Origin of the sequence: Enterobacter sp. ODB01, from assembly GCF_001623605.1 — a bacterium.
GTDB lineage: Bacteria > Pseudomonadota > Gammaproteobacteria > Enterobacterales > Enterobacteriaceae > Enterobacter > Enterobacter kobei.
Map to the genome: position 1 here is coordinate 1545690 of NZ_CP015227.1, position 20172 is coordinate 1565861.

General features: G+C 55.8%; 21 protein-coding genes. 15 read left to right on the plus strand and 6 right to left on the minus strand.

What is annotated here, in order from left to right:
• The first annotated feature begins 46 nt into the window (after positions 1 to 46).
• Both dsdC and A4308_RS07375 read left to right on the plus strand, forming a co-directional pair.
• Positions 47 to 973 carry a DNA-binding transcriptional regulator DsdC gene (gene dsdC, locus A4308_RS07370; RefSeq protein WP_045281352.1) on the plus strand — a complete coding sequence of 309 codons (927 nt, stop codon included), beginning with the start codon at positions 47 to 49 and terminating at the stop codon, positions 971 to 973.
• Between the two features lie 84 nt (positions 974 to 1057).
• Positions 1058 to 2146, plus strand: coding sequence for a cellulase family glycosylhydrolase (locus A4308_RS07375; RefSeq protein WP_032635252.1), 1089 nt, complete (start codon positions 1058 to 1060; stop codon positions 2144 to 2146).
• Here A4308_RS07375 and emrD read toward each other — a convergent pair.
• The 4 genes from emrD to tisB form a co-directional block, all read right to left on the minus strand.
• Positions 2049 to 3233, minus strand: coding sequence for a multidrug efflux MFS transporter EmrD (gene emrD, locus A4308_RS07380; protein WP_032637792.1), 1185 nt, complete (start codon positions 3231 to 3233; stop codon positions 2049 to 2051). The two genes, A4308_RS07375 and emrD, sit on opposite strands and share 98 nt — an antisense overlap.
• Positions 3234 to 3408: 175 nt before the next feature.
• Entirely contained in the window at positions 3409 to 4242 is an 834-nt protein-coding gene (locus A4308_RS07385; RefSeq protein WP_045281350.1) for an EamA family transporter, read from the minus strand.
• A 62-nt stretch (positions 4243 to 4304) separates the two neighbouring features.
• Positions 4305 to 4751: a GNAT family N-acetyltransferase gene (locus A4308_RS07390; protein ID WP_063308488.1), complete on the minus strand. Its 447-nt coding sequence runs from the start codon at positions 4749 to 4751 to the stop codon at positions 4305 to 4307.
• A gap of 64 nt (positions 4752 to 4815) precedes the next feature.
• Positions 4816 to 4905 carry a type I toxin-antitoxin system toxin TisB gene (gene tisB, locus A4308_RS22955; protein WP_045281349.1) on the minus strand — a complete coding sequence of 30 codons (90 nt, stop codon included), beginning with the start codon at positions 4903 to 4905 and terminating at the stop codon, positions 4816 to 4818.
• Positions 4906 to 5392: 487 nt separating this feature from the next.
• On the opposite strand from tisB, the gene A4308_RS07400 reads away from it, so the two are divergent.
• From A4308_RS07400 to A4308_RS07445, 11 genes are all read left to right on the plus strand, one after another.
• Complete coding sequence (locus tag A4308_RS07400) at positions 5393 to 5707, plus strand: type II toxin-antitoxin system HigB family toxin (protein ID WP_045134487.1); 315 nt, start codon at positions 5393 to 5395, stop codon at positions 5705 to 5707.
• The gene (locus tag A4308_RS07405; RefSeq protein WP_023331687.1) at positions 5704 to 6123 is read left to right on the plus strand and encodes a helix-turn-helix domain-containing protein; all 420 of its coding nucleotides are present in this window, start codon (positions 5704 to 5706) and stop codon (positions 6121 to 6123) included. Before A4308_RS07400 ends, A4308_RS07405 begins: the two co-directional genes overlap by 4 nt.
• Positions 6124 to 6272: 149 nt before the next feature.
• The gene (ivbL, locus tag A4308_RS22395) at positions 6273 to 6371 is read left to right on the plus strand and encodes an ilvB operon leader peptide IvbL (protein ID WP_023331688.1); all 99 of its coding nucleotides are present in this window, start codon (positions 6273 to 6275) and stop codon (positions 6369 to 6371) included.
• A gap of 106 nt (positions 6372 to 6477) precedes the next feature.
• A complete protein-coding gene (gene ilvB / locus A4308_RS07410; protein ID WP_023331689.1) occupies positions 6478 to 8166 on the plus strand; it encodes an acetolactate synthase large subunit in 1689 nt (562 codons plus the stop codon).
• 3 nt (positions 8167 to 8169) lie between these two features.
• Positions 8170 to 8457: an acetolactate synthase small subunit gene (gene ilvN, locus A4308_RS07415; RefSeq protein WP_010426528.1), complete on the plus strand. Its 288-nt coding sequence runs from the start codon at positions 8170 to 8172 to the stop codon at positions 8455 to 8457.
• 82 nt (positions 8458 to 8539) lie between these two features.
• Entirely contained in the window at positions 8540 to 9133 is a 594-nt protein-coding gene (gene uhpA, locus A4308_RS07420; RefSeq protein ID WP_014881931.1) for a transcriptional regulator UhpA, read from the plus strand.
• The gene (gene uhpB / locus A4308_RS07425; protein ID WP_045281347.1) at positions 9130 to 10635 is read left to right on the plus strand and encodes a signal transduction histidine-protein kinase/phosphatase UhpB; all 1506 of its coding nucleotides are present in this window, start codon (positions 9130 to 9132) and stop codon (positions 10633 to 10635) included. Before uhpA ends, uhpB begins: the two co-directional genes overlap by 4 nt.
• The gene (locus A4308_RS07430) at positions 10628 to 11938 is read left to right on the plus strand and encodes an MFS transporter (protein ID WP_014881933.1); all 1311 of its coding nucleotides are present in this window, start codon (positions 10628 to 10630) and stop codon (positions 11936 to 11938) included. Before uhpB ends, A4308_RS07430 begins: the two co-directional genes overlap by 8 nt.
• 140 nt (positions 11939 to 12078) lie before the next feature.
• Entirely contained in the window at positions 12079 to 13470 is a 1392-nt protein-coding gene (uhpT, locus tag A4308_RS07435) for a hexose-6-phosphate:phosphate antiporter (RefSeq protein WP_045269323.1), read from the plus strand.
• Between the two features lie 151 nt (positions 13471 to 13621).
• Positions 13622 to 14641, plus strand: a complete 1020-nt coding sequence (locus A4308_RS07440; RefSeq protein ID WP_045281346.1) for an alpha/beta fold hydrolase — start codon at positions 13622 to 13624, stop codon at positions 14639 to 14641.
• Between the two features lie 94 nt (positions 14642 to 14735).
• Positions 14736 to 15188 carry a DUF1198 domain-containing protein gene (locus tag A4308_RS07445; RefSeq protein WP_045281345.1) on the plus strand — a complete coding sequence of 151 codons (453 nt, stop codon included), beginning with the start codon at positions 14736 to 14738 and terminating at the stop codon, positions 15186 to 15188.
• Here A4308_RS07445 and A4308_RS07450 read toward each other — a convergent pair.
• The gene (locus A4308_RS07450; protein ID WP_048997365.1) at positions 15185 to 16105 is read right to left on the minus strand and encodes a LysR family transcriptional regulator; all 921 of its coding nucleotides are present in this window, start codon (positions 16103 to 16105) and stop codon (positions 15185 to 15187) included. The genes A4308_RS07445 and A4308_RS07450 overlap by 4 nt on opposite strands.
• Before the next feature lie 343 nt (positions 16106 to 16448).
• Between A4308_RS07450 and A4308_RS07455 the strand changes: the two genes are divergently transcribed.
• Positions 16449 to 17669: an MFS transporter gene (locus A4308_RS07455; RefSeq protein ID WP_023331695.1), complete on the plus strand. Its 1221-nt coding sequence runs from the start codon at positions 16449 to 16451 to the stop codon at positions 17667 to 17669.
• Positions 17670 to 17768: 99 nt separating this feature from the next.
• Here the strand turns inward: A4308_RS07455 and A4308_RS07460 are convergent, their stop codons facing one another.
• Complete coding sequence (locus A4308_RS07460) at positions 17769 to 18767, minus strand: aldo/keto reductase (protein ID WP_045281342.1); 999 nt, start codon at positions 18765 to 18767, stop codon at positions 17769 to 17771.
• A gap of 207 nt (positions 18768 to 18974) precedes the next feature.
• On the opposite strand from A4308_RS07460, the gene nepI reads away from it, so the two are divergent.
• The gene (nepI, locus tag A4308_RS07465) at positions 18975 to 20165 is read left to right on the plus strand and encodes a purine ribonucleoside efflux pump NepI (protein WP_045281341.1); all 1191 of its coding nucleotides are present in this window, start codon (positions 18975 to 18977) and stop codon (positions 20163 to 20165) included.
• Positions 20166 to 20172 lie beyond the last annotated feature (7 nt).

The window sequence follows — 20172 nt, forward strand, 5'->3', positions numbered from 1 at the left end:
CCCTTAAACGGTATGCTGAGCGCAGAAACCACGCGTGAGAATTGTGATGACCGATGCGAATGAAGCCAGAAACCGGCTGTTAAACGGCTGGCAGCTCTCGAAAATGTACACCTTTGAAGTGGCCGCCCGGCATGAGTCCTTCGCGCTGGCCGCGGAGGAGCTCTCGCTCAGCCCCAGCGCGGTGAGCCACCGCATTAATCTGCTGGAAGAGGAGCTGGGTATTCAGCTGTTCGTCCGCTCGCACCGTAAGGTTGAGCTGACGCAGGAGGGGAAGCGCGTTTACTGGACCCTTAAATCCTCCCTCGATACCCTGAATCAGGAGATCCTGGACATCAAAAACCAGGCGCTCTCCGGTACGCTAACGGTGTACTCCCGGCCATCGATAGCGCAGTGCTGGCTGGTTCCCATGCTGGGAGATTTTACCCGCCGCTATCCGTCGATTTCACTCACCGTCCTGACCGGAAATGATTACGTCAATATGCAGCGAACGGGCATCGATCTGGCGCTCTATTTCGACGATACGCCGGCAAACCACCTTTCCCATCACTTCCTGATGGATGAGGAGATTTTGCCCGTTTGTTCACCCGCGTACGCCCGCGAACATCAACTGGTTAAAAACCCCCATAACCTCAGCCACTGTACGTTGCTTCATGACCGTCAGGCCTGGAGCAATGATTCCGGTACGGATGAATGGCTAAGCTGGGCGCAGGATTTTGCGATAAATATGCCGCCATCGTCGGGGATTGGTTTTGATCGTTCTGATTTAGCGATTATTGCGGCCATCAATGATGTGGGGGTAGCGATGGGCAGAAAGCGGCTGGTGCAGAAACGGCTCGAGAAGGGAGAGTTGATTGCACCGTTTGGTGAAAAGACCCTCAAATGCCATCAGCATTACTATATCTCAACGCTTCCGGGCCGCCAGTGGTCGAAAATTGACGCCTTTATTAGCTGGCTGAGAGAACGGGCAAGGTGAAGAATTATTACGCTTTGACGCTACACCAAATGTGAAAAAGCGTGCTAAATACAGGTAATGCTTTCGATTTATCCAGGGTAAACCGTGTTAAAGCCTTTTATTGCCTCTGCGTTACTGATCTCTTCCGGCTGGGCGATTGCCGCTGAGCCGGCGATGACGGCTGCCCGCTATGCTCAGCAGCTGGGTGTGGGGATGGATGTAGACTGGGCGCGTACCGAGCGCGGTATACGTGAATTTGACCCGCTGGTGGTACGCGATTTTCGTGCAAAAGGCATTAGCCATGTGCGCATCCGCGTCGCCGATGAGCCGACGGAAGCGCGGCTCATCCATCTGCGCAAGCTGGTGGAAGCCTGCGAGCAGTATGGTGTCATCCCGATTATTGCTTATCAGGCAGATGAATATAAAAACGACCCGAAAGCCGATAATGAGAAAGAGACAATCAACTGGTGGATTGCCGTCGCCCACTATTTCGGCCAGAGCTACCCGCAGTTGGGTTTTGACCTGATTTACGAGCCCGCCGACAAGCTCAACCACAACCTCGCGTCGTTAAATCGCGTGTATGAAAAAACCATAAAAGCGATCCATGACATTGACCCGCAGCGCATGATTTTCATCGCACCGCGCCTGCGCGCCGCGCCGGAGGATTTAACCAGCCTGAAGCTGCCTGCGCACAGCCAGAACTTCCTGCTGGCGGAGTGGCATATTTTCCCGTGGGGGCCGCTGAAAAATAACGGTAAATACCCGTGGACGTCCGGCACGGCGGCAGAGAAAGCGGCTATCCATAATCGCATCAATACCGCGCTGCGCTGGCAGCAAAAAACCGGGCACGTCAGCTGGGTCGGAGGCTGGGGCGTGGGGGAGTCAAACCACCTCACGCCAACCGCTTCGCAAATGGCCTTCGCCACCTTTATGGCCTGCGAGCTGCAAAAGGCGAAAATTCCGTATGCGCTTAACGCGGATTTCCAGTTTTACGACGGGGAAGAGGGCGCCTGGCGACCTGCGCCAGAGCCGTTATTACAGGCGATGATTGCTCCCGTCTGTGAAAAACCCGGCGACAAGCCGGGCCATCATGCGGTTAAACCGGCTGCTCGTGATGCGGGACACGCGACGCCAGCGGCAGCCAGCACAGTAAAATCAGCAGCCCCATCAGCGTCATCAGCAAACCCAAACTAGCCTGCCCGGTCTGCGGCATCATGGCCGAGAGCCAGGCCAGCGCGCCGGAGCCGATGTTTTGCAAACCGCCCACCAGCGCGCCCGCCGTGCCCGCGAGGAACGGGAACGGCTCCATCGCGCCGCTGGTGGCGAGCGGGAACAGCATCCCTGCGCCGAAGAAGAACAGCGCCGCCGGGATCAGCAGCGTCCAGACGGTCATCACGCCAAACAGTCCCGGGATCCACATCATCAGTCCCGCCAGCAGACAGCTAATCACTGCTTGCCACATCAGGGTGGAGAAACGCTTGTTCTGACGTCCGGCAAACCAGGCGCCGAAGAACGCCGCCGGGATAGGCAGAATAAACAGAATACTCACCACCATGCTGCTCAGGCCAAGCCCAGCGCCCAGCAGCACGCCGGAGCAGGCTTCGAACACCGCTATGCCTGCCAGGCCGCCGATCAGCATCAGCAGGTAACAGGTAAACGCACCGTTGCCGAACAGCGTTTTGTAGCTGGCGATAAGCTTCGTGCGCGGCGCGTCCTGCGGGCGCGTTTCCGGCATCCACCGTGCCATACTGAAGGTCACTATCACGCAGAGCACCAGCAGGAAGGCGTAACAGGCGCGCCAGGACCACATTGTGTCCAGCAGGCCGCCAATCAGCGGTGCAAGTAGCGGGCTGACCAGAATCCCCATATTCAACAGGCTGTTGGCATGGCGGAGCTGGGTGCCCTGGTACATATCGCGCGGTAAGGTTCGCGCCATCACCCCGCCGACGCCGGTTCCGACACCTTGCAGGGCGCTGGCGGCAATCAATATGGTCAGGCTATGGGTGGTGATGGCAATCACCGTCGCCACCATGAATATGCTCATGCCGACCAGGATCACCGGGCGACGCCCGACGCGGTCGGACAGCGGGCCATAGACGAGTTGTGAAACGCCGTAGGTTAGCAGGTAGGCGGCCATTACGCTTTGTACCGCGCCCTCGCGGACGTTTAATTCCTTTGCCATGTCGGCGATCGCCGGAATGTAGATGGTTTGCGCCATCTGACCGACGGCCACCAGTAACACCAGCATCAACAATAAGTTAACGTTCCTTTGTTTTTTCATGTCGCTGAATACTTTTGCCAAAAGAGAAAAATGAAGAATAAGTGACTGCGCATTCCCGTAAATGCGCGAGGAATCTACCACAGTGAGATGACAATTTAATCATTGTGATGGTGAATGGATGAACGTCAGAAGGCAGGATTTGTAAACAAAAACGGCAACTAATGTTGCCAGTGATTTATGCGAGGCGCAGGAGAATAGCGCCGCCAGCAATACCCAGCGCCGCAGCGATGCGCAGGCCCGCAACCTTCTCTTTTAAAAGCACAAAGGCAATCAGCGCCCCGAAAAGAATCGAGGTTTCACGCAGCGCCGCGACTACGGCCAGCGGTGCCTGCGTCATCGCCCACAGTGCCAGGCCATACGAGCCCATGGTGCCGACGCCGCCGAGCAGCCCCTTTTTCCAGTGCAGACGCAGGTAGCCAAAGGCTTCACGCCGACGCGCCACCATCGCCCAGCTCAGCAGGCAAAAACCGTTCATAAAGAAGGTCCACAGCGTGTAGCCCAGCGCAGTGCCCGAGAGCCGCACCCCGGTGCCGTCCACCAGCGTATATCCGGCGATAAAACAGGCGTTCAGTAGCGCCAGCCAGATCCCTTTTCGGGACTGCATGCGCCCGTTCATCGCCATCGCCAGAATCGACAGGCAGATCACCCCGATGCTGGACCAGGCTAGCCAGGAGAGACGATCGCCAAGTGCCAGGACGCTGATCAGCGCCACCAGCAGCGGGGCGGTGCCGCGCATCAGCGGGTAGGTTTGACTCATATCGGAGACCTGATAGGTCTTCGCCACCAGCACGGTGTACACCACCTGTAAGGCGCAGGAGACGATTAAAAACGGCCAGCTTGCAGCAGAAGGCTGTGGAGAGAAGGGGAGCAACACCAGCGCAATAAGCGTAGCGGAGCCGCTGACGCTTATCGCAGAATAGAGCTTGTCCGTTCCGGCCTTAACGATAGCGTTCCAGCTGGCATGCAGCAGCGCGGCAAACAGCAAAATGCAGAATACGGTGATGGTCATGGCGTATCGGGTGGTGAATTGTCACTCAACTGTAACATTCACGTCCTGATGCTGCCAGCCGGTTACACCGCACAAAACAGGCGGTGCGTCACCCGCGGCTCATCCGAGACCAGCGTGAAACCTGCCCGGCGGTAGAACCCATACGCGGTATCCGGCGCGTGGGTATTCAGGAAATCAAACCAGATGCTGGCATCGGCCATCACCACGGTTAAAAGCTGTTTGCCGATGCCCAACCCGCGACACTTCTCGCTAACATAGAGATGGCGAATGCGCCCGGCGCGCGGTTGCTGGCTGAAGGGATCGCGGTTGAGACCGCATACGCCTACCAGCTTGCCGTAAAGAAACGCCCCCAGCAGCTTTTCGCCCGGCGCGTTAAAGCGGTTTTCACCCCGCTGCCAGTTCTCTTCCAGCCTGCGCAGCATGTTGAAATTCAATGCGATACTTTCCGCCTTCAGGGCGATATAGCCCGGTTCATCAGGCGTAACAGGCTCAATTAACAGACGCGACATAGCATTCCCTCGTTATTAAAGAGGGGCGGTTGCCCGCCCCTCTCAGGTGCGACTTGAACCTGACTTACCGAACGTATTTCAGGACAGCATCAAGCAGTTGCAATAATGCAACAATGAGTTTGAGGATAAGTATCACCATATCCACGATGCCCATACGCGTCTCCTTTTGGTAAAAAGGAGCACGATGCTGGCGTACCTTTCCGCCGCCTGTTGCCAGCACCTGGATTGACGTAACACAGTGTGCTCACTTCAGGGGTTAAGGCACTGACGGCACCACCCGTTTCAGCCAGGACTTCATTGCGCCGGTAGAACTGCGGCCCCCTCGCTCACTGCGAACACCCTCAGTATAGATAAATACTGTATGCATGAACAGTATTTTTTGGACAAAAATCGAAAGGCGACCCATACTCAAAAACGTCAAAATCCGTGCCGGAATTGCGCGTTCGTCCTCGATCGCGTATACTTTTTGCGTTGACGTAACACAGTGTGTTCTGCGGCGACCAACCGCAAAACCCTGATAAAAACCTCGCTCCGGCGGGGTTTTTTGTTTTCTGGGTCCGTCCTAAGCAGGCCTTCCGTTGACTAATTGGCAATCCGTGATATTGTTGCCATAATGGCAACGGACGCGGCAGGTATGCAGTATGCATTTAATCTCAATGAAGGCAATTTTGGATGCGGTGATCCAGTTTCCGCAACACAGAGAGGAGCTTCTCTTTCTGGGGCGAACCATCGAAAAGAGCCATTGCACGACGCCTGTTGCGCTAAGAAAAATCTTTCCAACGCTAGATAATTTGAAGTATCTCGATAAGCATTATGTTATTGATATTGCTAACAACAAACTCAGAGTAGTGGCTCTCATATTCTTTGAAAGCCAAAAGTTTTATGTGCGCCATGTTTTTACTCATAAGGAATATGACCGTTTTACGGAGAAACATCGCACTAAGGGGAAGAAATGATGATCGTAGCTGATGCAATGAAAGCAACGCATGCCCTTGTCGCGGCGGTTCCTTTATTGGGTGAACATCCAAACGAGAAAGATTACCAGGACGCACTTGAGCTGGTTGAGTATTTACTGATGAACGAACCTGGCAGCCCTTTGCTGGATATCGTATGTGCAAGAATTCGTCGTTACGAAGCCAATCGGCCCGAAATTGTCGCCTTACGCCAGGAGATGGAATCTGTCCCAGTGGGCATTGCCGTTTTAAGAACCCTTATGGATCAATACAAACTGACTATTTCGGATTTTCAGGATGAAATTGGCAGTAAATCAATGGTTTCAAGGGTGTTGAACGGTCAACGTCAGCTGACGTTGAACCATATAAAAAAACTGGCTGCTCGCTTTGGGGTATCGCCTGCGCTGTTCATTGAATGAAATACTCACGTCCGACTACTGTTTTCATCACCCAACAAACGAAACGTGATCCCTGACGCATTTTTGTCCAGATGAAAATATTTCCATTGTCACGCCCGAAAACCTGTGTTTGTATAAATTCAATCAATGATTCCAAACACAGGTTCCTAATGACTCCATCTCTGTTCACCTCGACCCTACTAAAAACTGCGCAACCAGCCGCAGTGGTCGTCGTGCGTGTGGTGGTGGTCGTCGGCAATGCGCCGTAGGGACTGGATCAACACACGAATCCAAAACCCCGCCGGCGCAAACCGGGCGGGGTTTTTCGTTTAGGACCCTCCCCGGAAGGCTGGCTCAGAAGAAAAGGACTGGAGCATGGCAAGTTCGGGCACAACATCTACTAAGACGCGTTTTACGGGCGCGCAGCTGATCGTTCATTTGCTGGAACGACAGGGCATCACCACGGTTGCGGGCATCCCGGGCGGCACGGTGCTGCCGCTGTACGATGCGTTAAGCCAAAGCACAAAAATCCGCCACGTGCTGGCTCGCCACGAGCAGGGCGCGGGCTTTATCGCGCAGGGCATGGCGCGTACCCAGGGGAAACCGGCGGTTTGTATGGCGTGTAGCGGGCCGGGGGCTACCAACCTGGTAACGGCCATCGCCGACGCGCGCCTCGACTCCATTCCGCTGATCTGCATTACCGGCCAGGTGCCGTCTTCGATGATCGGTACCGATGCGTTCCAGGAAGTGGATACCTACGGCATCTCTATCCCCATCACCAAACATAACTATTTAGTTCGCGATATCAGCGAGCTTCCTCAGGTTATCAGCGATGCGTTTCGCATTGCGCAGTCTGGCCGCCCGGGCCCGGTGTGGATAGACATTCCTAAGGATGTCCAGACCGCAGAGATCGAGATTGACGTGCTGCCAGAGCCGGGCGACCGTGCCCCCGCGCCGGAATTCAGTGCTGAGAGCGTGCGTGACGCCGCGGCGATGATTAATGCCGCCAAACGCCCGGTGCTCTATCTGGGCGGTGGGGCGGTTAACGCCGCGAATGAAATCCGCCAGTTCGCTGAAAAAGCCAGCCTGCCCACCACCATGACCCTGATGGCGCTCGGCATGCTGCCTAAAGCGCACCCGCTCTCTCTTGGCATGCTGGGCATGCACGGCGCGCGCAGCACCAACTACATCCTGCAAGAAGCGGATTTGCTGATTGTAATGGGCGCGCGTTTTGATGACCGGGCGATTGGCAAAACCGAGCAGTTCTGCCCGAATGCCAAAATCATCCATGTGGACATCGACCGCGCCGAGCTGGGTAAAATTAAGCAGCCGCACGTGGCCATTCAGGGCGACGTGGCTGAAGTGCTGGCGCAGCTGATCCCGCAGACGGACGCAGCCGACCGTGCCGACTGGCGTCAGTTGGTCGCCGATTTGCAAAAAGAGTTCCCGGGCGCCATCCCGACCGAGGGCGATCCGCTGAGCCACTATGGTCTTATCAACGCTGTGGCCGCCTGCGTGGACGACAGCGCGATTATTACCACCGACGTGGGCCAGCATCAGATGTGGACCGCCCAGGCCTACCCGCTGAACCGTCCGCGCCAGTGGCTGACCTCCGGTGGCCTCGGCACCATGGGCTTTGGCCTGCCTGCTGCCGTGGGTGCGGCGCTGGCGAATCCGGACCGTAAAGTCATCTGCTTCTCCGGTGACGGCAGCCTGATGATGAACATTCAGGAAATGGCGACCGCGGCCGAAAACCAGTTAGACGTCAAAATCATTCTGATGAACAACGAGGCGCTGGGGCTGGTACACCAGCAGCAGAGCCTGTTCTACAAGCAGGGCGTATTTGCCGCGACCTATCCGGGAATGATTAACTTTATGCAGATTGCTGCCGGTTTTGGCCTTCACACCTGCGATCTGAACGCCGAAGAGGATGCCCACGCGGCGCTGCAGGCGGCGATTTCGCGCCCCGGCCCGGCGCTGATCCACGTGCGTATCGATCCTGAACAAAAAGTGTATCCGATGGTGCCGCCGGGCGCGGCAAATACTGAGATGGTGGGAGAATAAGCCATGCAGAAACAACATGATAACGTCATTCTGGAACTCACCGTCCGCAACCATCCTGGCGTCATGACCCACGTCTGCGGGCTGTTTGCCCGCCGGGCGTTTAACGTGGAAGGTATTCTCTGTCTGCCGATTCAGGGCAGCGAGCACAGCCGCATCTGGCTACTGGTCAACGATGACCAGCGTCTGGAGCAGATGATGGCGCAGATCGACAAGCTGGAAGATGTCACCAAAGTGGCGCGCAACCAGTCCGATCCCACCATGTTTAACAAAATTGCGGTGTTTTTCGAGTAGATCGCTTAAGGTAAGCGTCTTTCGCTCTTGTAGGCCGGATAAGCGCAGCGCCATCCGGCGTTTTCAGACCGCAGGATCAAACATGACCACCATCGCGCTTATCGACGACCACCTTATCGTCCGCTCCGGCTTTGCCCAGCTTCTCAACCTCGAACCCGATTTTCAGGTCGTGGCCGAGTTTGGCTCCGGTCGTGAGGCGCTGGCCGGCCTGCCGGGGCGCGGAGTGCAGGTCTGTATCTGCGATATCTCAATGCCGGATCTCTCCGGTCTGGAGCTGTTAAGCCAGTTGCCGAAAGGGATGGCGACGATCATGCTCTCGGTCCACGACAGCCCGGCGCTGGTCGAGCAGGCGCTCAACGCGGGCGCACGCGGGTTCCTCTCAAAACGCTGTAGCCCGGACGAGCTGATCGCCGCCGTGCGTACCGTCTCCACCGGCGGCTGCTATTTAACACCGGATATCGCCATCAAGCTGGCGGCCGGACGTCAGGATCCGCTCACTAAACGCGAACGTCAGGTTGCAGAGAAACTCGCACAGGGGATGTCGGTGAAAGAGATTGCGGCCGAGCTGGACCTGTCGCCAAAAACCGTTCACGTTCACCGCGCCAATCTGATGGAAAAACTCAACGTCAGCAACGATGTCGAGCTGGCGCGCCGCATGTTTGATAGCTGGCAATGAACCCGCTGTTTTCGCGGCTGATCGCCGTCGTCGCCAGCTTTTTTATCTTTTCTGCCGCATGGTTCTGCCTGTGGAGCATCAGCCTGCATCTGGTGGAGCGACCCGAGCTGGCGGTATTGCTGTTCCCCTTCGGCCTGCGTCTGGGGTTGATGCTGCAATGTCCCCGCGGCTACTGGCCCGTTTTGCTGGGCGCAGAGTGGCTGATGCTGGTCTGGCTGGCGCAGGAAGTTGCGCTCACGCAGCTGCCATTATTGATGACCGGAAGCCTGCTCACGCTTATCCCGGTTGCGCTCATTTCCCGTTATCGTCACCAGCGCGACTGGCGCACGCTGCTGCGTCAGGGGGCGGCGCTGATTGCCGCCGCGTTGCTGCAATCGCTGCCGTGGGCTGGCGACAGGGAGATGCTCAACGCCCTGCTGCTGACTCTCACCGGCGGGCTGACCCTTGCGCCGACCTGTCTGGTTTTTTGGCACTACCTCACCAGTACCGTCTGGCAGCCGCTGGGGCCTGCGCTGGTCTCCCAGCCCGTCAACTGGCGCGCCCGGCATCTCATCTGGTATCTGCTGCTGTTTGTGGTGAGCCTGTGGCTACAGCTCGGCCTGCCCGCAGAGCTTTCACGCTTCACACCGTTTTGTCTGGCGCTGCCGATCATCGCCCTCGCCTGGCACTACGGCTGGCAGGGCGCCTTAATTGCCACGCTGATGAACGCCATCGCGCTCATTGCCAGCCAGACCTGGCACGACCATCCGGTGGACCTGCTGCTTTCCCTGCTGGCTCAAAGCCTGACCGGGCTGCTGCTGGGGGCGGGGATCCAGCGTTTGCGCGAGCTGAACCAGTCTCTGCAAAACGAGCTGGCGCGTAATCGCCGTCTGGCGGAGCGTCTGCTGGAGACGGAAGAGAGCGTGCGGCAGGAGGTCGCCCGTGAGCTGCATGATGACATCGGCCAGACCATCACCGCCATCCGCACCCAGGCGGGCATTGTCCAGCGTCTGGCGGCGGAAAATGCCGGTGTGAAGCAGGGCGGGGCGCATATCGAACAGCTTTCGCTGGGGGTTTATGACGCCGTTCGCCGCTTGCTGGGACGGCTGCGTCCACGCCAGCTTGACGACCTGTCACTTGAGCAGGCGATACGCTCCCTGATGCGCGAGATGGAGCTGGAAAGCCGCGGCATTGTCAGCCATCTCGACTGGCGAATTAATGAATCTGCGCTGAGTGAAGGCCAGCGCGTGACGCTGTTCCGCGTCTGTCAGGAAGGGCTGAATAATATCGTCAAACACGCCAATGCCAGCGCGGTCACCATTCAGGGCGGCCAGCAGAACGATCGCCTGACGCTGGTGATTGAAGACGACGGCTGCGGCCTGCCGCCGGGCTCCGGCCAGCAGGGTTTTGGCCTGGCGGGCATGCGCGAGCGCGTGAAGGCGCTGGGTGGCACGCTGGCTATCTCCTGTACCCACGGGACGCGCGTTAGCGTCAGCCTGCCGCTAAGGAACCACCATGTTTAAAATGCCTGCCAACGCCTCACCGCTAGGCGACAAAGCGGAAATTGACGCGCGCTACCGCTACTGGCGTCGCCATATCCTGATGACCATCTGGCTTGGCTATGCGCTGTTTTACTTTACCCGCAAAAGCTTTAACGCCGCCGCGCCGGAAATCCTCGCCAGCGGCGTGATGACGCGTACCGATATCGGCCTGCTGGCGACGCTGTTTTACATCACCTACGGCCTGTCGAAGTTCTTCTCCGGCATCGTCAGCGACCGCTCCAACGCGCGCTACTTTATGGGCGTCGGGCTGATTGCCACCGGCGTGGTAAATATCCTGTTCGGCTTCTCCACCTCGCTGTGGGCCTTTGCCCTGCTGTGGGCACTGAACGCTTTTTTCCAGGGCTGGGGAGCGCCGGTTTGTGCCCGCCTGCTCACCGCCTGGTACTCGCGCAACGAGCGCGGCGGCTGGTGGGCAATCTGGAACACCGCGCATAACGTCGGCGGGGCGCTGATCCCGATGGTGGTCGGTGCGGCGGCGCTGCACTACGGCTGGCGCGCAGGGATGATGATTGCCGGGGGCCTGGCGATTGTTGCCGGGCTGTTCCTCTGCTGGCGCCTGCGCGACAAGCCGCAAACCGTTGGACTGCCTGCGGTGGGCGACTGGCGGCACGACGAGATGGAGATTGCCCAACAGCAGGAAGGGGCGGGGCTGACCCGCAAAGAGATCCTGACCAAATACGTGCTGAAAAATCCCTACATCTGGCTACTCTCGCTCTGTTACGTGCTGGTTTACGTGGTACGTGCGGCGATCAACGACTGGGGCAATCTGTACATGTCGGAGACGCTCGGGGTGGATCTGGTCACCGCCAACTCGGCGGTCACGATGTTCGAGCTGGGCGGATTTATCGGCGCGCTGGTGGCAGGCTGGGGCTCGGACAAGCTGTTTAACGGCAACCGAGGCCCGATGAACCTGATCTTCGCCGCCGGGATATTGCTCTCCGTCGGCTCGCTGTGGCTGATGCCGTTCGCCAGCTACGTGATGCAGGCGGCATGCTTCTTCACCATCGGCTTCTTCGTGTTTGGCCCGCAGATGCTGATCGGCATGGCCGCGGCGGAGTGCTCGCACAAAGAGGCGGCGGGTGCGGCGACGGGGTTTGTCGGGCTGTTTGCCTATCTTGGCGCATCGCTCTCCGGCTGGCCCCTGGCGCGGGTGATCGACACCTGGCACTGGAGCGGTTTCTTCGCGGTCATCGCCATCGCGGCGGGGATCTCTGCCCTGCTGCTGCTGCCCTTCCTGCACGCGCAGGCCCCGCGCGAAGCGTGACACACTTCACCTTTTACTGCCGAGTGGCGCAAAACTAAGAAATTTTCCCGGTTTTACCTGGACGCTGTCTCAGGCATCTCTCCCGGCTGATTTTTACAATGCCTGCCATTCGCAGGTAAAAATCAGCTCAGGAGCAAACCATGCTGGCCTTCCTCAATCAGGTGCGCAAGCCGACCCTGGATCTGCCGCTCGACGTGCGGCGCAAAATGTGGTTCAAACCGTTCATGCAGTCGTATCTGGTGGTCTTCATCGGCTACCTGACCATGTACCTGATCCGCAAAAACTTTAACATCGCGCAGAACGACATGATCTCGACCTACGGGCTGAGCATGACGCAGCTGGGGATGATTGGCCTGGGATTCTCCATCACCTACGGGGTGGGGAAAACGGTGGTTTCCTACTATGCGGACGGTAAAAATACCAAGCAGTTCCTGCCGTTTATGCTGATTCTCTCCGCCATCTGTATGCTCGGCTTCAGCGCCAGCATGGGCGCAGGTTCCGTGAGCCTGTTCCTGATGATCGCTTTCTATGCTCTGAGTGGTTTCTTCCAGAGTACCGGCGGATCGTGCAGCTACTCCACCATCACCAAATGGACCCCGCGCCGCAAGCGTGGTTCGTACCTCGGCATGTGGAACATCTCGCATAACCTCGGCGGTGCGGGCGCGGCAGGCGTGGCGCTGTTCGGCGCGAACTATCTGTTCGACGGCCACGTGATCGGCATGTTTATCTTCCCGTCGATTATCGCCCTGATTGTCGGCTTTATCGGCCTGCGCTTCGGCAGCGATTCCCCGGAATCTTACGGCCTCGGCAAAGCCGAAGAGTTGTTCGGCGAGGAGATCAGCGAAGAGGACAAAGAGACCGAAGAAAACGAGATGACCAAATGGCAGATCTTTGTTGAGTACGTGCTGAAAAACAAAGTGATCTGGCTGCTGTGCTTCTCAAACATCTTCCTGTACGTGGTGCGTATCGGCATCGACCAGTGGTCGACGGTGTATGCCTTCCAGGAGCTGAAGCTTTCTAAAGAAGTCGCGATTCAGGGCTTCACCCTGTTTGAAGTGGGCGCGCTGGTCGGCACGCTGCTGTGGGGCTGGCTCTCGGATCTCGCCAATGGCCGCCGCGCGCTGGTGGCCTGCGTCGCACTGGCGCTGATTATCGCCACGCTCGGCGTCTACCAGCACGCCAGTAACCAGTATGTTTACCTGGCTTCCCTGTTTGCGCTCGGCTTCCTGGTATTTGGTCCACAGCTGCTGATTGGCGTGGCGGCGGTCGGGTTTGTACCGAAAAAAGCGATCGGCGCAGCCGATGGGATTAAAGGCACCTTCGCTTACCTGATCGGCGACAGCTTCGCCAAGCTGGGGCTGGGGATGATTGCCGACGGTACGCCAATTTTTGGCCTCACCGGCTGGGCAGGTACCTTTGCGGCGCTGGATGCGGCAGCCATTGGCTGTATCGTCCTGATGGCGATGGTTGCGGTGCTGGAAGAACGTAAAATTCGTCGCGAAAGGCGAGTGCAGAAATTGAAAACAGCCTGAGTGTGCAGGTAACTTCTTTGCCCGGTGCGTTTTGCCGGGCTTTTTTGTTTTGTACGTCCTGCCTTTACCCCGCTTTACACTCTCCCTCCCCTGTATGCTCTACAGTATTTTTGCTGCCGCCTTTTGTGCAGCCTTAGAACGGAGAGCCTGCATGTTAACCCGACGATTATTCTGCCTTGCGCTGCTGATGGCGCTGGCGTCACCCGCAATGGCCGCGGATACCCCTTCCTACGGCGAAAAGCTGGAAGGTTTCGATTACGGCTGGCCGGTAAAACACTTTACCTTTACCTCGCAAAACCAGTCTCTGGATATGGCTTATCTGGACGTTAAGCCGGAAAAACCCAACGGTCGCACCGTGGTATTGATGCACGGCAAAAACTTCTGCGCTGGAACCTGGGACGGCACGATCCGCGCGCTCTCGGCCAGGGGTTATCGCGTGGTGGCACCCGACCAGATCGGTTTCTGTAAATCCACCAAGCCGGAGCGGTATCAGTACACCTTCCAGCAGCTGGCGGACAATACCCATGCGCTGCTCGCGTCCCTGGGTGCCGATCGCGTGACGGTTATCGGGCATTCGACCGGCGGCATGCTGGCGACGCGCTACGCGCTAATGTGGCCGCAGCAGGTGGAACAGTTGGTGATGGTCAATCCGATTGGGCTGGAAGACTGGAAAGCGCGCGGTGTTCCGCATATTACCGTCGACCAGTGGTACCAGCGCGAACTGAAAGTCAGTGCCGACGGTATTCGTCAGTATGAGAAAAACACCTACTACGCCGGGGAGTGGAAGCCGGAATATGAGCGTTGGGTGACCATGCTCGCCGGGCTGAACAACGGGCCGGGCAAAGCGCGCGTGGCGTGGAACTCGGCGCTGCTCTACGACATGATCTACACCCAGCCGGTGATCTACGAATTTAGTGAACTGAAGATGCCGGTATTATTGATGATCGGCACGAAGGACAACACCGCCATCGGGAAAGATCTCGCCCCGCCGGAGATCCGCAAGACGCTCGGCAACTATGCGGTGCTGGGGAAAGAGACGGCAAAACGCATTCCGCAAGCGACGCTGGTGGAATTTAACGATATGGGTCATGCGCCGCAGATGCAGGATCCTGCGCGCTTCCACGAGGCACTGCAAAAGGGGCTTCAGCGCGGCGATCCGCTTTCAGAATGATTTTCCACCCCTTTTCACTACACTAATAGCATTTTGCCCGCTGTCGAGGCCTTGCGTTTCCCGCTATGATAAGCGGCTAGTCTGAGGAGAACGCATGGTCTGGATAATGCTGGCAACGCTTGCCGTGGTGTTTGTGGTGGGATTTCGTGTCCTGACCTCAGATTCCCGCCGCGCCATCAAACGTTTAAGCGAACGGCTGGGGATTACCCCAATGCCGGTTGAGTCGATGATCGATCAGTTCGGTAAAACAGCCGGGAATGAGTTTATCCGTTATCTTGAACGCCCGGACGAGGCGCATCTGCAAAACGCGGCGCAGGTATTGCTGATCTGGCAGGTCTGCATTGTCGACGGCAGTGAAGAGAACCTGCATACGTGGCACCGTCTGCTGCGTAAAGCCCGCCTGGGTGCGCCGATCACCGATGCGCAAATTCGTCTGGCGCTCGGCTTTATGCGCGAGATGGAGCCCGACCCGCAGGAGCTTAATGCCTTTCAGCTACGCTATAACCATCTTTTCCTGCCGGAAGAGGGCGTGTTTTACCTGCATTAGTTCTCCTTCCCGCACAAGATATTCTGAGCGTTGAGGATCTCCTCCCGGTTTTCATTGAGGCGGGTTGCCGCATAGATATCAATATTGAGTCGCTTTGCCTCATCATCCGTTAGCTCGCGGTAACAGAGCCCCTCCTGATTGAAGGTGCATTTTGACTGAGGTAGCAGCGCAAACCCTTTCCCTCTTGCGATACGACTCAGCATCACCAGTGAATCGTCTGGTTCTTTTATGCGCTTCAGCGGCGTTTTCAGCGTGTCAAAGTAGCTTTCACATTTGTCGTAAAACGACGGATTAGCACTTCTGGAAAACCAGAAAATCGGTAAATCACTGATATCGTCGAGAGCGACTTTTTCTTTCAGGCTTGCAGGGTGTAAAGAAGGCATTGCGATAAGGAGCGGCTCCTGGCAAACCCAACGGTACTGGACAATATCTTCATGACCTGTCCCTTTTTCCCCTGTTAGCACCAGATCCAGCATATTTTTGGACAAGCTTTGCAGCAGCTGCGCTGATGTCAGGTCCGGTGTTTCAACATCATCCCCGGCGTTCAGTTTTTGAAGCTGCCTATTCACCGGTTCAATATATTCAAAATTAAGCGTCCGGGTGAGTCCGATCCGTAAGGTGGTTTCAGAGGAGAGGGAATCCGTTTTCAGTTCACTGATTTCGCGAAGAATTTTCTCAGCTTTTACCACCAGTGCGCGCCCTGATTCAGTTAGGCTTACGTCGTGCGTATTTCGACTGAAGAGCTGACGCTTCAAAACGGCCTCAAGACATTTAATCTGCCGGGTCAGAGGGGGCTGCGTCATCCTCAGACGTTCAGCTGCCTTGCGGAAGTTCAACTCATGCGCGACAGCGAGAAAGCATTGCAATTGTTTGATACTGGGAAGGTTATTGCTGATTAAATGTTCTGCTGTAGCCATAACGATGATCCTGAAAAGCGAAAAGGTATTTTCGTTTTATTTTATCTTCTCAGATCTTACACGGGAACGTTTAAAATAAAAACCTAAAAAAATAGTAATACAAAAACTATATTACAAATTTAATAATTCCATTTGAGTACTGGATTGATAAATTTCTCATGCAATTTTGACTCATTTTCTCTAACGCGAAATATGGCATTTAAATTCTGTTAAAGGTCGTCCACGTAATTATCAGAACTAGCGTGTTTGGCAAGAGGGTTCTGTGTAGATGATTATATCTTGCTTACGAGATGCACAGCAGAAAAAATGGCTAATTATATAAACGATTATTGAGGTAAGTAATATGATTTCAGAGAAATTACCGCAAAATATGACGCTAAAGTCATGGCTCGCTTTAGTTATTCTGGCAATTTCAACATTCACCATCGTTACCACTGAACTTGCGCCTGTAGGGTTATTAACTCCTATTGCAGAGGGGCTCCATTCTTCGGAATCCGCGGTTGGCATGACCGTGTCTCTTTATGCGTGGGTAGGGGCATTAAGCGCATTGTTTGCCTCCGTGTTCCTGGGAAATGTGGCGAAAAAGCGTCTTTTGTTGGTACTCACCGTCGTTCTTATGATATCCAATATTTTGGCCGCCACGGTAAGCACTTACGGTGCTCTACTGAGTGCGCGCGTATTGGGTGCACTTGCGCATGGTGCATTCTGGGCAATGATTGGAGCGACTGCAGTAGCCATTGTTCCTGCCCGTTATATCGGTACGGCAACATCAATCGTATTTGGCGGTGTTTCTGCGGCAAGCGTGTTTGGTGTACCGGTTTCAAATTATATTGGCATTCATTTGGGCTGGAGGCAGGCATTCTGGCTGATGGCAGCACTCAGCGTCGTGGCCTTTGTGGGCATTACTGTTCTTGTCCCGCAAATAAACAATAAAAGCGCGATGGGTATTGATGCTCTCAAAAGAGTGCTGAAATCGTCCACGCTGTGGAAAATTTACTTTGCCACGCTGCTTGCCGTTACCGCCCACTTTGCCGCATTTACCTACATTGAGCCTTGGTTACACATGCAGAGTTTACTCTCCGCTGCTTTTGTTCCGGCTGTGCTTTTAGTTTACGGCATCGCGGGTCTGGCCGGTAATTTCCTGACCGGCGTGTTGATTGATAAATATCTAAAGATGACGGTAGCTTTATCCGTGCTGCTTATCTGTGCGGTGCTGATCTTCCTCGGACGGTCAGGTTCCTCACTCTCTGTCGCGCTCATTTTCACAGCCATGGTTATCTGGGGCGTTGCGGTATCAGGAGTATTTGTCGGATTTCAGACATGGGTGTTACGTATGGCGGAAGATAAAACGTTTCCAGCCTCAGCACTCTATGTTTCGTTTTTCAATATCGCCATCGGTATCGGTGCTTCAGTGGGGGCCTGGATGGTGTCATCGTTCCCGGTCCCCCTCCTGTATATCGTAGCGGGCACAGCCATTGGCCTTTCCATCCTGCTTGTCGCGGTTATTCCTGCGAGCCTTACGACAAAACATTCTCGCGTGGAGAAATCGTACGAGTCAAATTAACGACTGTGCAAGGCACTGCTTAGAAATAAAAAAACGTGACTTTGTTAGCCATAAAAAACCGGGTCTCCCCGGTTTTTTTACGTTGTTGAGCGGAATATATCAGGCGTTCACACCTTTCATGCCTTCTTCCGAATATCGTTCCCCTTTAATTTCTATCTTCCGATGAATGTTGTTCAGCGATTCAACATCGCTTTTTTCCAGAATAACTTCCGCCGCATGAGCGTTTTCAGCCAGATAACGGGTATGCTTAGTGCCAGGAATTGGAACCAGCTTATCGTATTGTGCTAGCAGCCAGGCCAGAGCAATTTGCCCTGTAGTGCAATCGTATTTCTGTGCAAGCGGGGTAATTGCATCGAGCAACTGGCGATTATGATCCAGACTGGACTGAATAAAACGCGCATTATTCTTGCGGAAATCACCGTCTGCAAAATCGTCGTTGCTGAGGTATTTGCCTGTCAGGAAGCCTCTGCCAAGAGGAGAGTAAGGGACCAGGCCGATACCCAACGCTTTCACAACCGGTAGAACGGTATCCTCAATATCACGCGTCCACAGCGAATATTCGGTTTGCAGCGCGGTGACCGGATGTACCGTATGGGCTCGCTGTAACGTTGAAGCCGACACTTCACAAAGACCAATGTGATTAATTTTACCTTCCTTAACGAGTGTGCTCAGGCACTCCATGCTTTCTTCGACCGGCGTTTCGTTGCTGACCCTGTGAAGATAAAAGAGATCAATCCGTTCAACGCCAAGCCGCTTAAGGGATTCGTTACAGCAGCGGATAATATAGTCGGGTGTGTTATTGATAGTGCGGGCATAGGACTCGTCAGGAGAGCGATCGATACCGCATTTCGTGGCAATTTTAAACTGCTCGCGAGTGCTTTTATCCAGCCCGGCAAGAAAGTGGCCGATCAGTCGTTCATTATGACCACGGCCATATAAATTTGCGGTATCAATAAACGTCACGTTCAGATCGATGAGGTTATGCAACACCTGCAGTGAGCCTTTGTCATCAGTCTGGCCATAAAATTCACTCAGACCCATGGCACCGTAGCCGACGGCACTGACGGTAAGATTTTGAGATAAAGTACGTGTTTTCATAGTTCCTCCTTTTCAGACGCTATGATTGTTTCACCTCAATTGTGGTTACTGAATTTTCATTTTCGTTATGCTGAAAAGGTATCAGTCACCGCCGATCTGCCTTCCGAATCATTAAAAACCACAAAAGTTGTCTAAACGTTAAATCCGTCACACTTTTGATGATAAACTGCGCGACTTTTCCGCACGTTTTTATCTTCAGGTGACGCCATGACAGAACATATCCAGCCTTCGACCAGACCGCAGACCAAAGAGGTTTCACGCCCCAACTGGTCGGCGGTTTTCTCCGTGGCATTCTGCGTTGCCTGTCTGATCACCGTCGAGTTTCTGCCGGTCAGCCTGCTGACGCCGATGGCGCAAGATCTCGGCATTTCCGAAGGCGTGGCGGGGCAGTCTGTTACCGTGACCGCCTTTGTGGCGATGTTCGCCAGTCTGTTTATTACGCAGGTGATTGGCGCCATTGACCGCCGCAAAGTGGTTATTCTTTTCAGCGTCCTGCTGACGCTCTCCTGCCTGCTGGTCTCCTTCGCGGAGAGCTTCACCCTGTTGCTGCTGGGGCGCGCCTGTCTGGGACTGGGTCTTGGCGGTTTCTGGGCGATGTCCGCCTCGCTCACCATGCGCCTGGTACCCGCGCGTACGGTGCCGAAAGCGCTGTCCGTCATCTTCGGTGCGGTCTCCATCGCGCTGGTGATTGCCGCGCCGCTGGGCAGCTTCCTCGGCGGGATCATCGGCTGGCGTAACGTCTTCAACGCGGCGGCGGTGATGGGCGTGCTCTGTATTCTCTGGGTATGGAAGGCATTGCCGTCCCTGCCGGGCGAAGCGGCGCATCACAAACAGAATATGTTCAGCCTCCTCAAGCGCCCGGGTGTGCTGGCGGGGATGACCGCCATCTTTATGGCCTTTGCCGGGCAGTTTGCCTTCTTCACCTATATCCGTCCGGTGTATATGACCATGGCGGGCTTTGACGTGGATGGTCTGACGCTGGTGTTGCTGAGCTTTGGTATCGCCAGCTTTGTCGGTACGTCGCTGTCGTCACAGTTCCTGAAACGTTCCCTGAAAGTGGCGCTGGCTGGCGCGCCGCTGGTACTGGCAGTGAGTGCCACGGTGCTGGTGCTGTGGGGCAGCGATAAGTGGGTCGCCTCGGCGATTGCGGTTATCTGGGGCTTTGCCTTTGCGCTGGTGCCGGTGGGCTGGTCGACGTGGATCACTCGCTCGCTGGCCGATCAGGCGGAGAAAGCCGGGTCGATTCAGGTGGCCGTGATCCAACTGGCAAACACCTGCGGCGCGGCGGTGGGCGGCGTTGCACTGGACCATCTGGGACTGACGTCGCCGCTGGTGATTTCCGGTACGCTGATGTTGCTGACAGCGCTGCTGGTGGCCGGGAAGGTTAAGGCGAAGTAAACCAAAT

Excerpts from the sequence above, each read along its gene's own strand:
- nepI (WP_045281341.1), top strand. The coding sequence starts at position 18,975 with ATGACAGAACATATCCAGCCTTCGACCAGACCGCAGACCAAAGAGGTT.
- emrD (WP_032637792.1), bottom strand. The coding sequence starts at position 3,233 with ATGAAAAAACAAAGGAACGTTAACTTATTGTTGATGCTGGTGTTACTG.
- A4308_RS07450 (WP_048997365.1), bottom strand. The coding sequence starts at position 16,105 with ATGGCTACAGCAGAACATTTAATCAGCAATAACCTTCCCAGTATCAAA.
- A4308_RS07440 (WP_045281346.1), top strand. The coding sequence starts at position 13,622 with ATGTTAACCCGACGATTATTCTGCCTTGCGCTGCTGATGGCGCTGGCG.
- A4308_RS07385 (WP_045281350.1), bottom strand. The coding sequence starts at position 4,242 with ATGACCATCACCGTATTCTGCATTTTGCTGTTTGCCGCGCTGCTGCAT.
- A4308_RS07445 (WP_045281345.1), top strand. The coding sequence starts at position 14,736 with ATGGTCTGGATAATGCTGGCAACGCTTGCCGTGGTGTTTGTGGTGGGA.
- A4308_RS07430 (WP_014881933.1), top strand. The coding sequence starts at position 10,628 with ATGTTTAAAATGCCTGCCAACGCCTCACCGCTAGGCGACAAAGCGGAA.
- uhpT (WP_045269323.1), top strand. The coding sequence starts at position 12,079 with ATGCTGGCCTTCCTCAATCAGGTGCGCAAGCCGACCCTGGATCTGCCG.
- tisB (WP_045281349.1), bottom strand. The coding sequence starts at position 4,905 with ATGGGCATCGTGGATATGGTGATACTTATCCTCAAACTCATTGTTGCA.
- A4308_RS07460 (WP_045281342.1), bottom strand. The coding sequence starts at position 18,767 with ATGAAAACACGTACTTTATCTCAAAATCTTACCGTCAGTGCCGTCGGC.
- uhpA (WP_014881931.1), top strand. The coding sequence starts at position 8,540 with ATGACCACCATCGCGCTTATCGACGACCACCTTATCGTCCGCTCCGGC.
- A4308_RS07400 (WP_045134487.1), top strand. The coding sequence starts at position 5,393 with ATGCATTTAATCTCAATGAAGGCAATTTTGGATGCGGTGATCCAGTTT.
- A4308_RS07390 (WP_063308488.1), bottom strand. The coding sequence starts at position 4,751 with ATGTCGCGTCTGTTAATTGAGCCTGTTACGCCTGATGAACCGGGCTAT.
- A4308_RS07455 (WP_023331695.1), top strand. The coding sequence starts at position 16,449 with ATGATTTCAGAGAAATTACCGCAAAATATGACGCTAAAGTCATGGCTC.
- ivbL (WP_023331688.1), top strand. The coding sequence starts at position 6,273 with ATGACTCCATCTCTGTTCACCTCGACCCTACTAAAAACTGCGCAACCA.
- ilvB (WP_023331689.1), top strand. The coding sequence starts at position 6,478 with ATGGCAAGTTCGGGCACAACATCTACTAAGACGCGTTTTACGGGCGCG.
- uhpB (WP_045281347.1), top strand. The coding sequence starts at position 9,130 with ATGAACCCGCTGTTTTCGCGGCTGATCGCCGTCGTCGCCAGCTTTTTT.
- A4308_RS07405 (WP_023331687.1), top strand. The coding sequence starts at position 5,704 with ATGATGATCGTAGCTGATGCAATGAAAGCAACGCATGCCCTTGTCGCG.
- ilvN (WP_010426528.1), top strand. The coding sequence starts at position 8,170 with ATGCAGAAACAACATGATAACGTCATTCTGGAACTCACCGTCCGCAAC.
- dsdC (WP_045281352.1), top strand. The coding sequence starts at position 47 with ATGACCGATGCGAATGAAGCCAGAAACCGGCTGTTAAACGGCTGGCAG.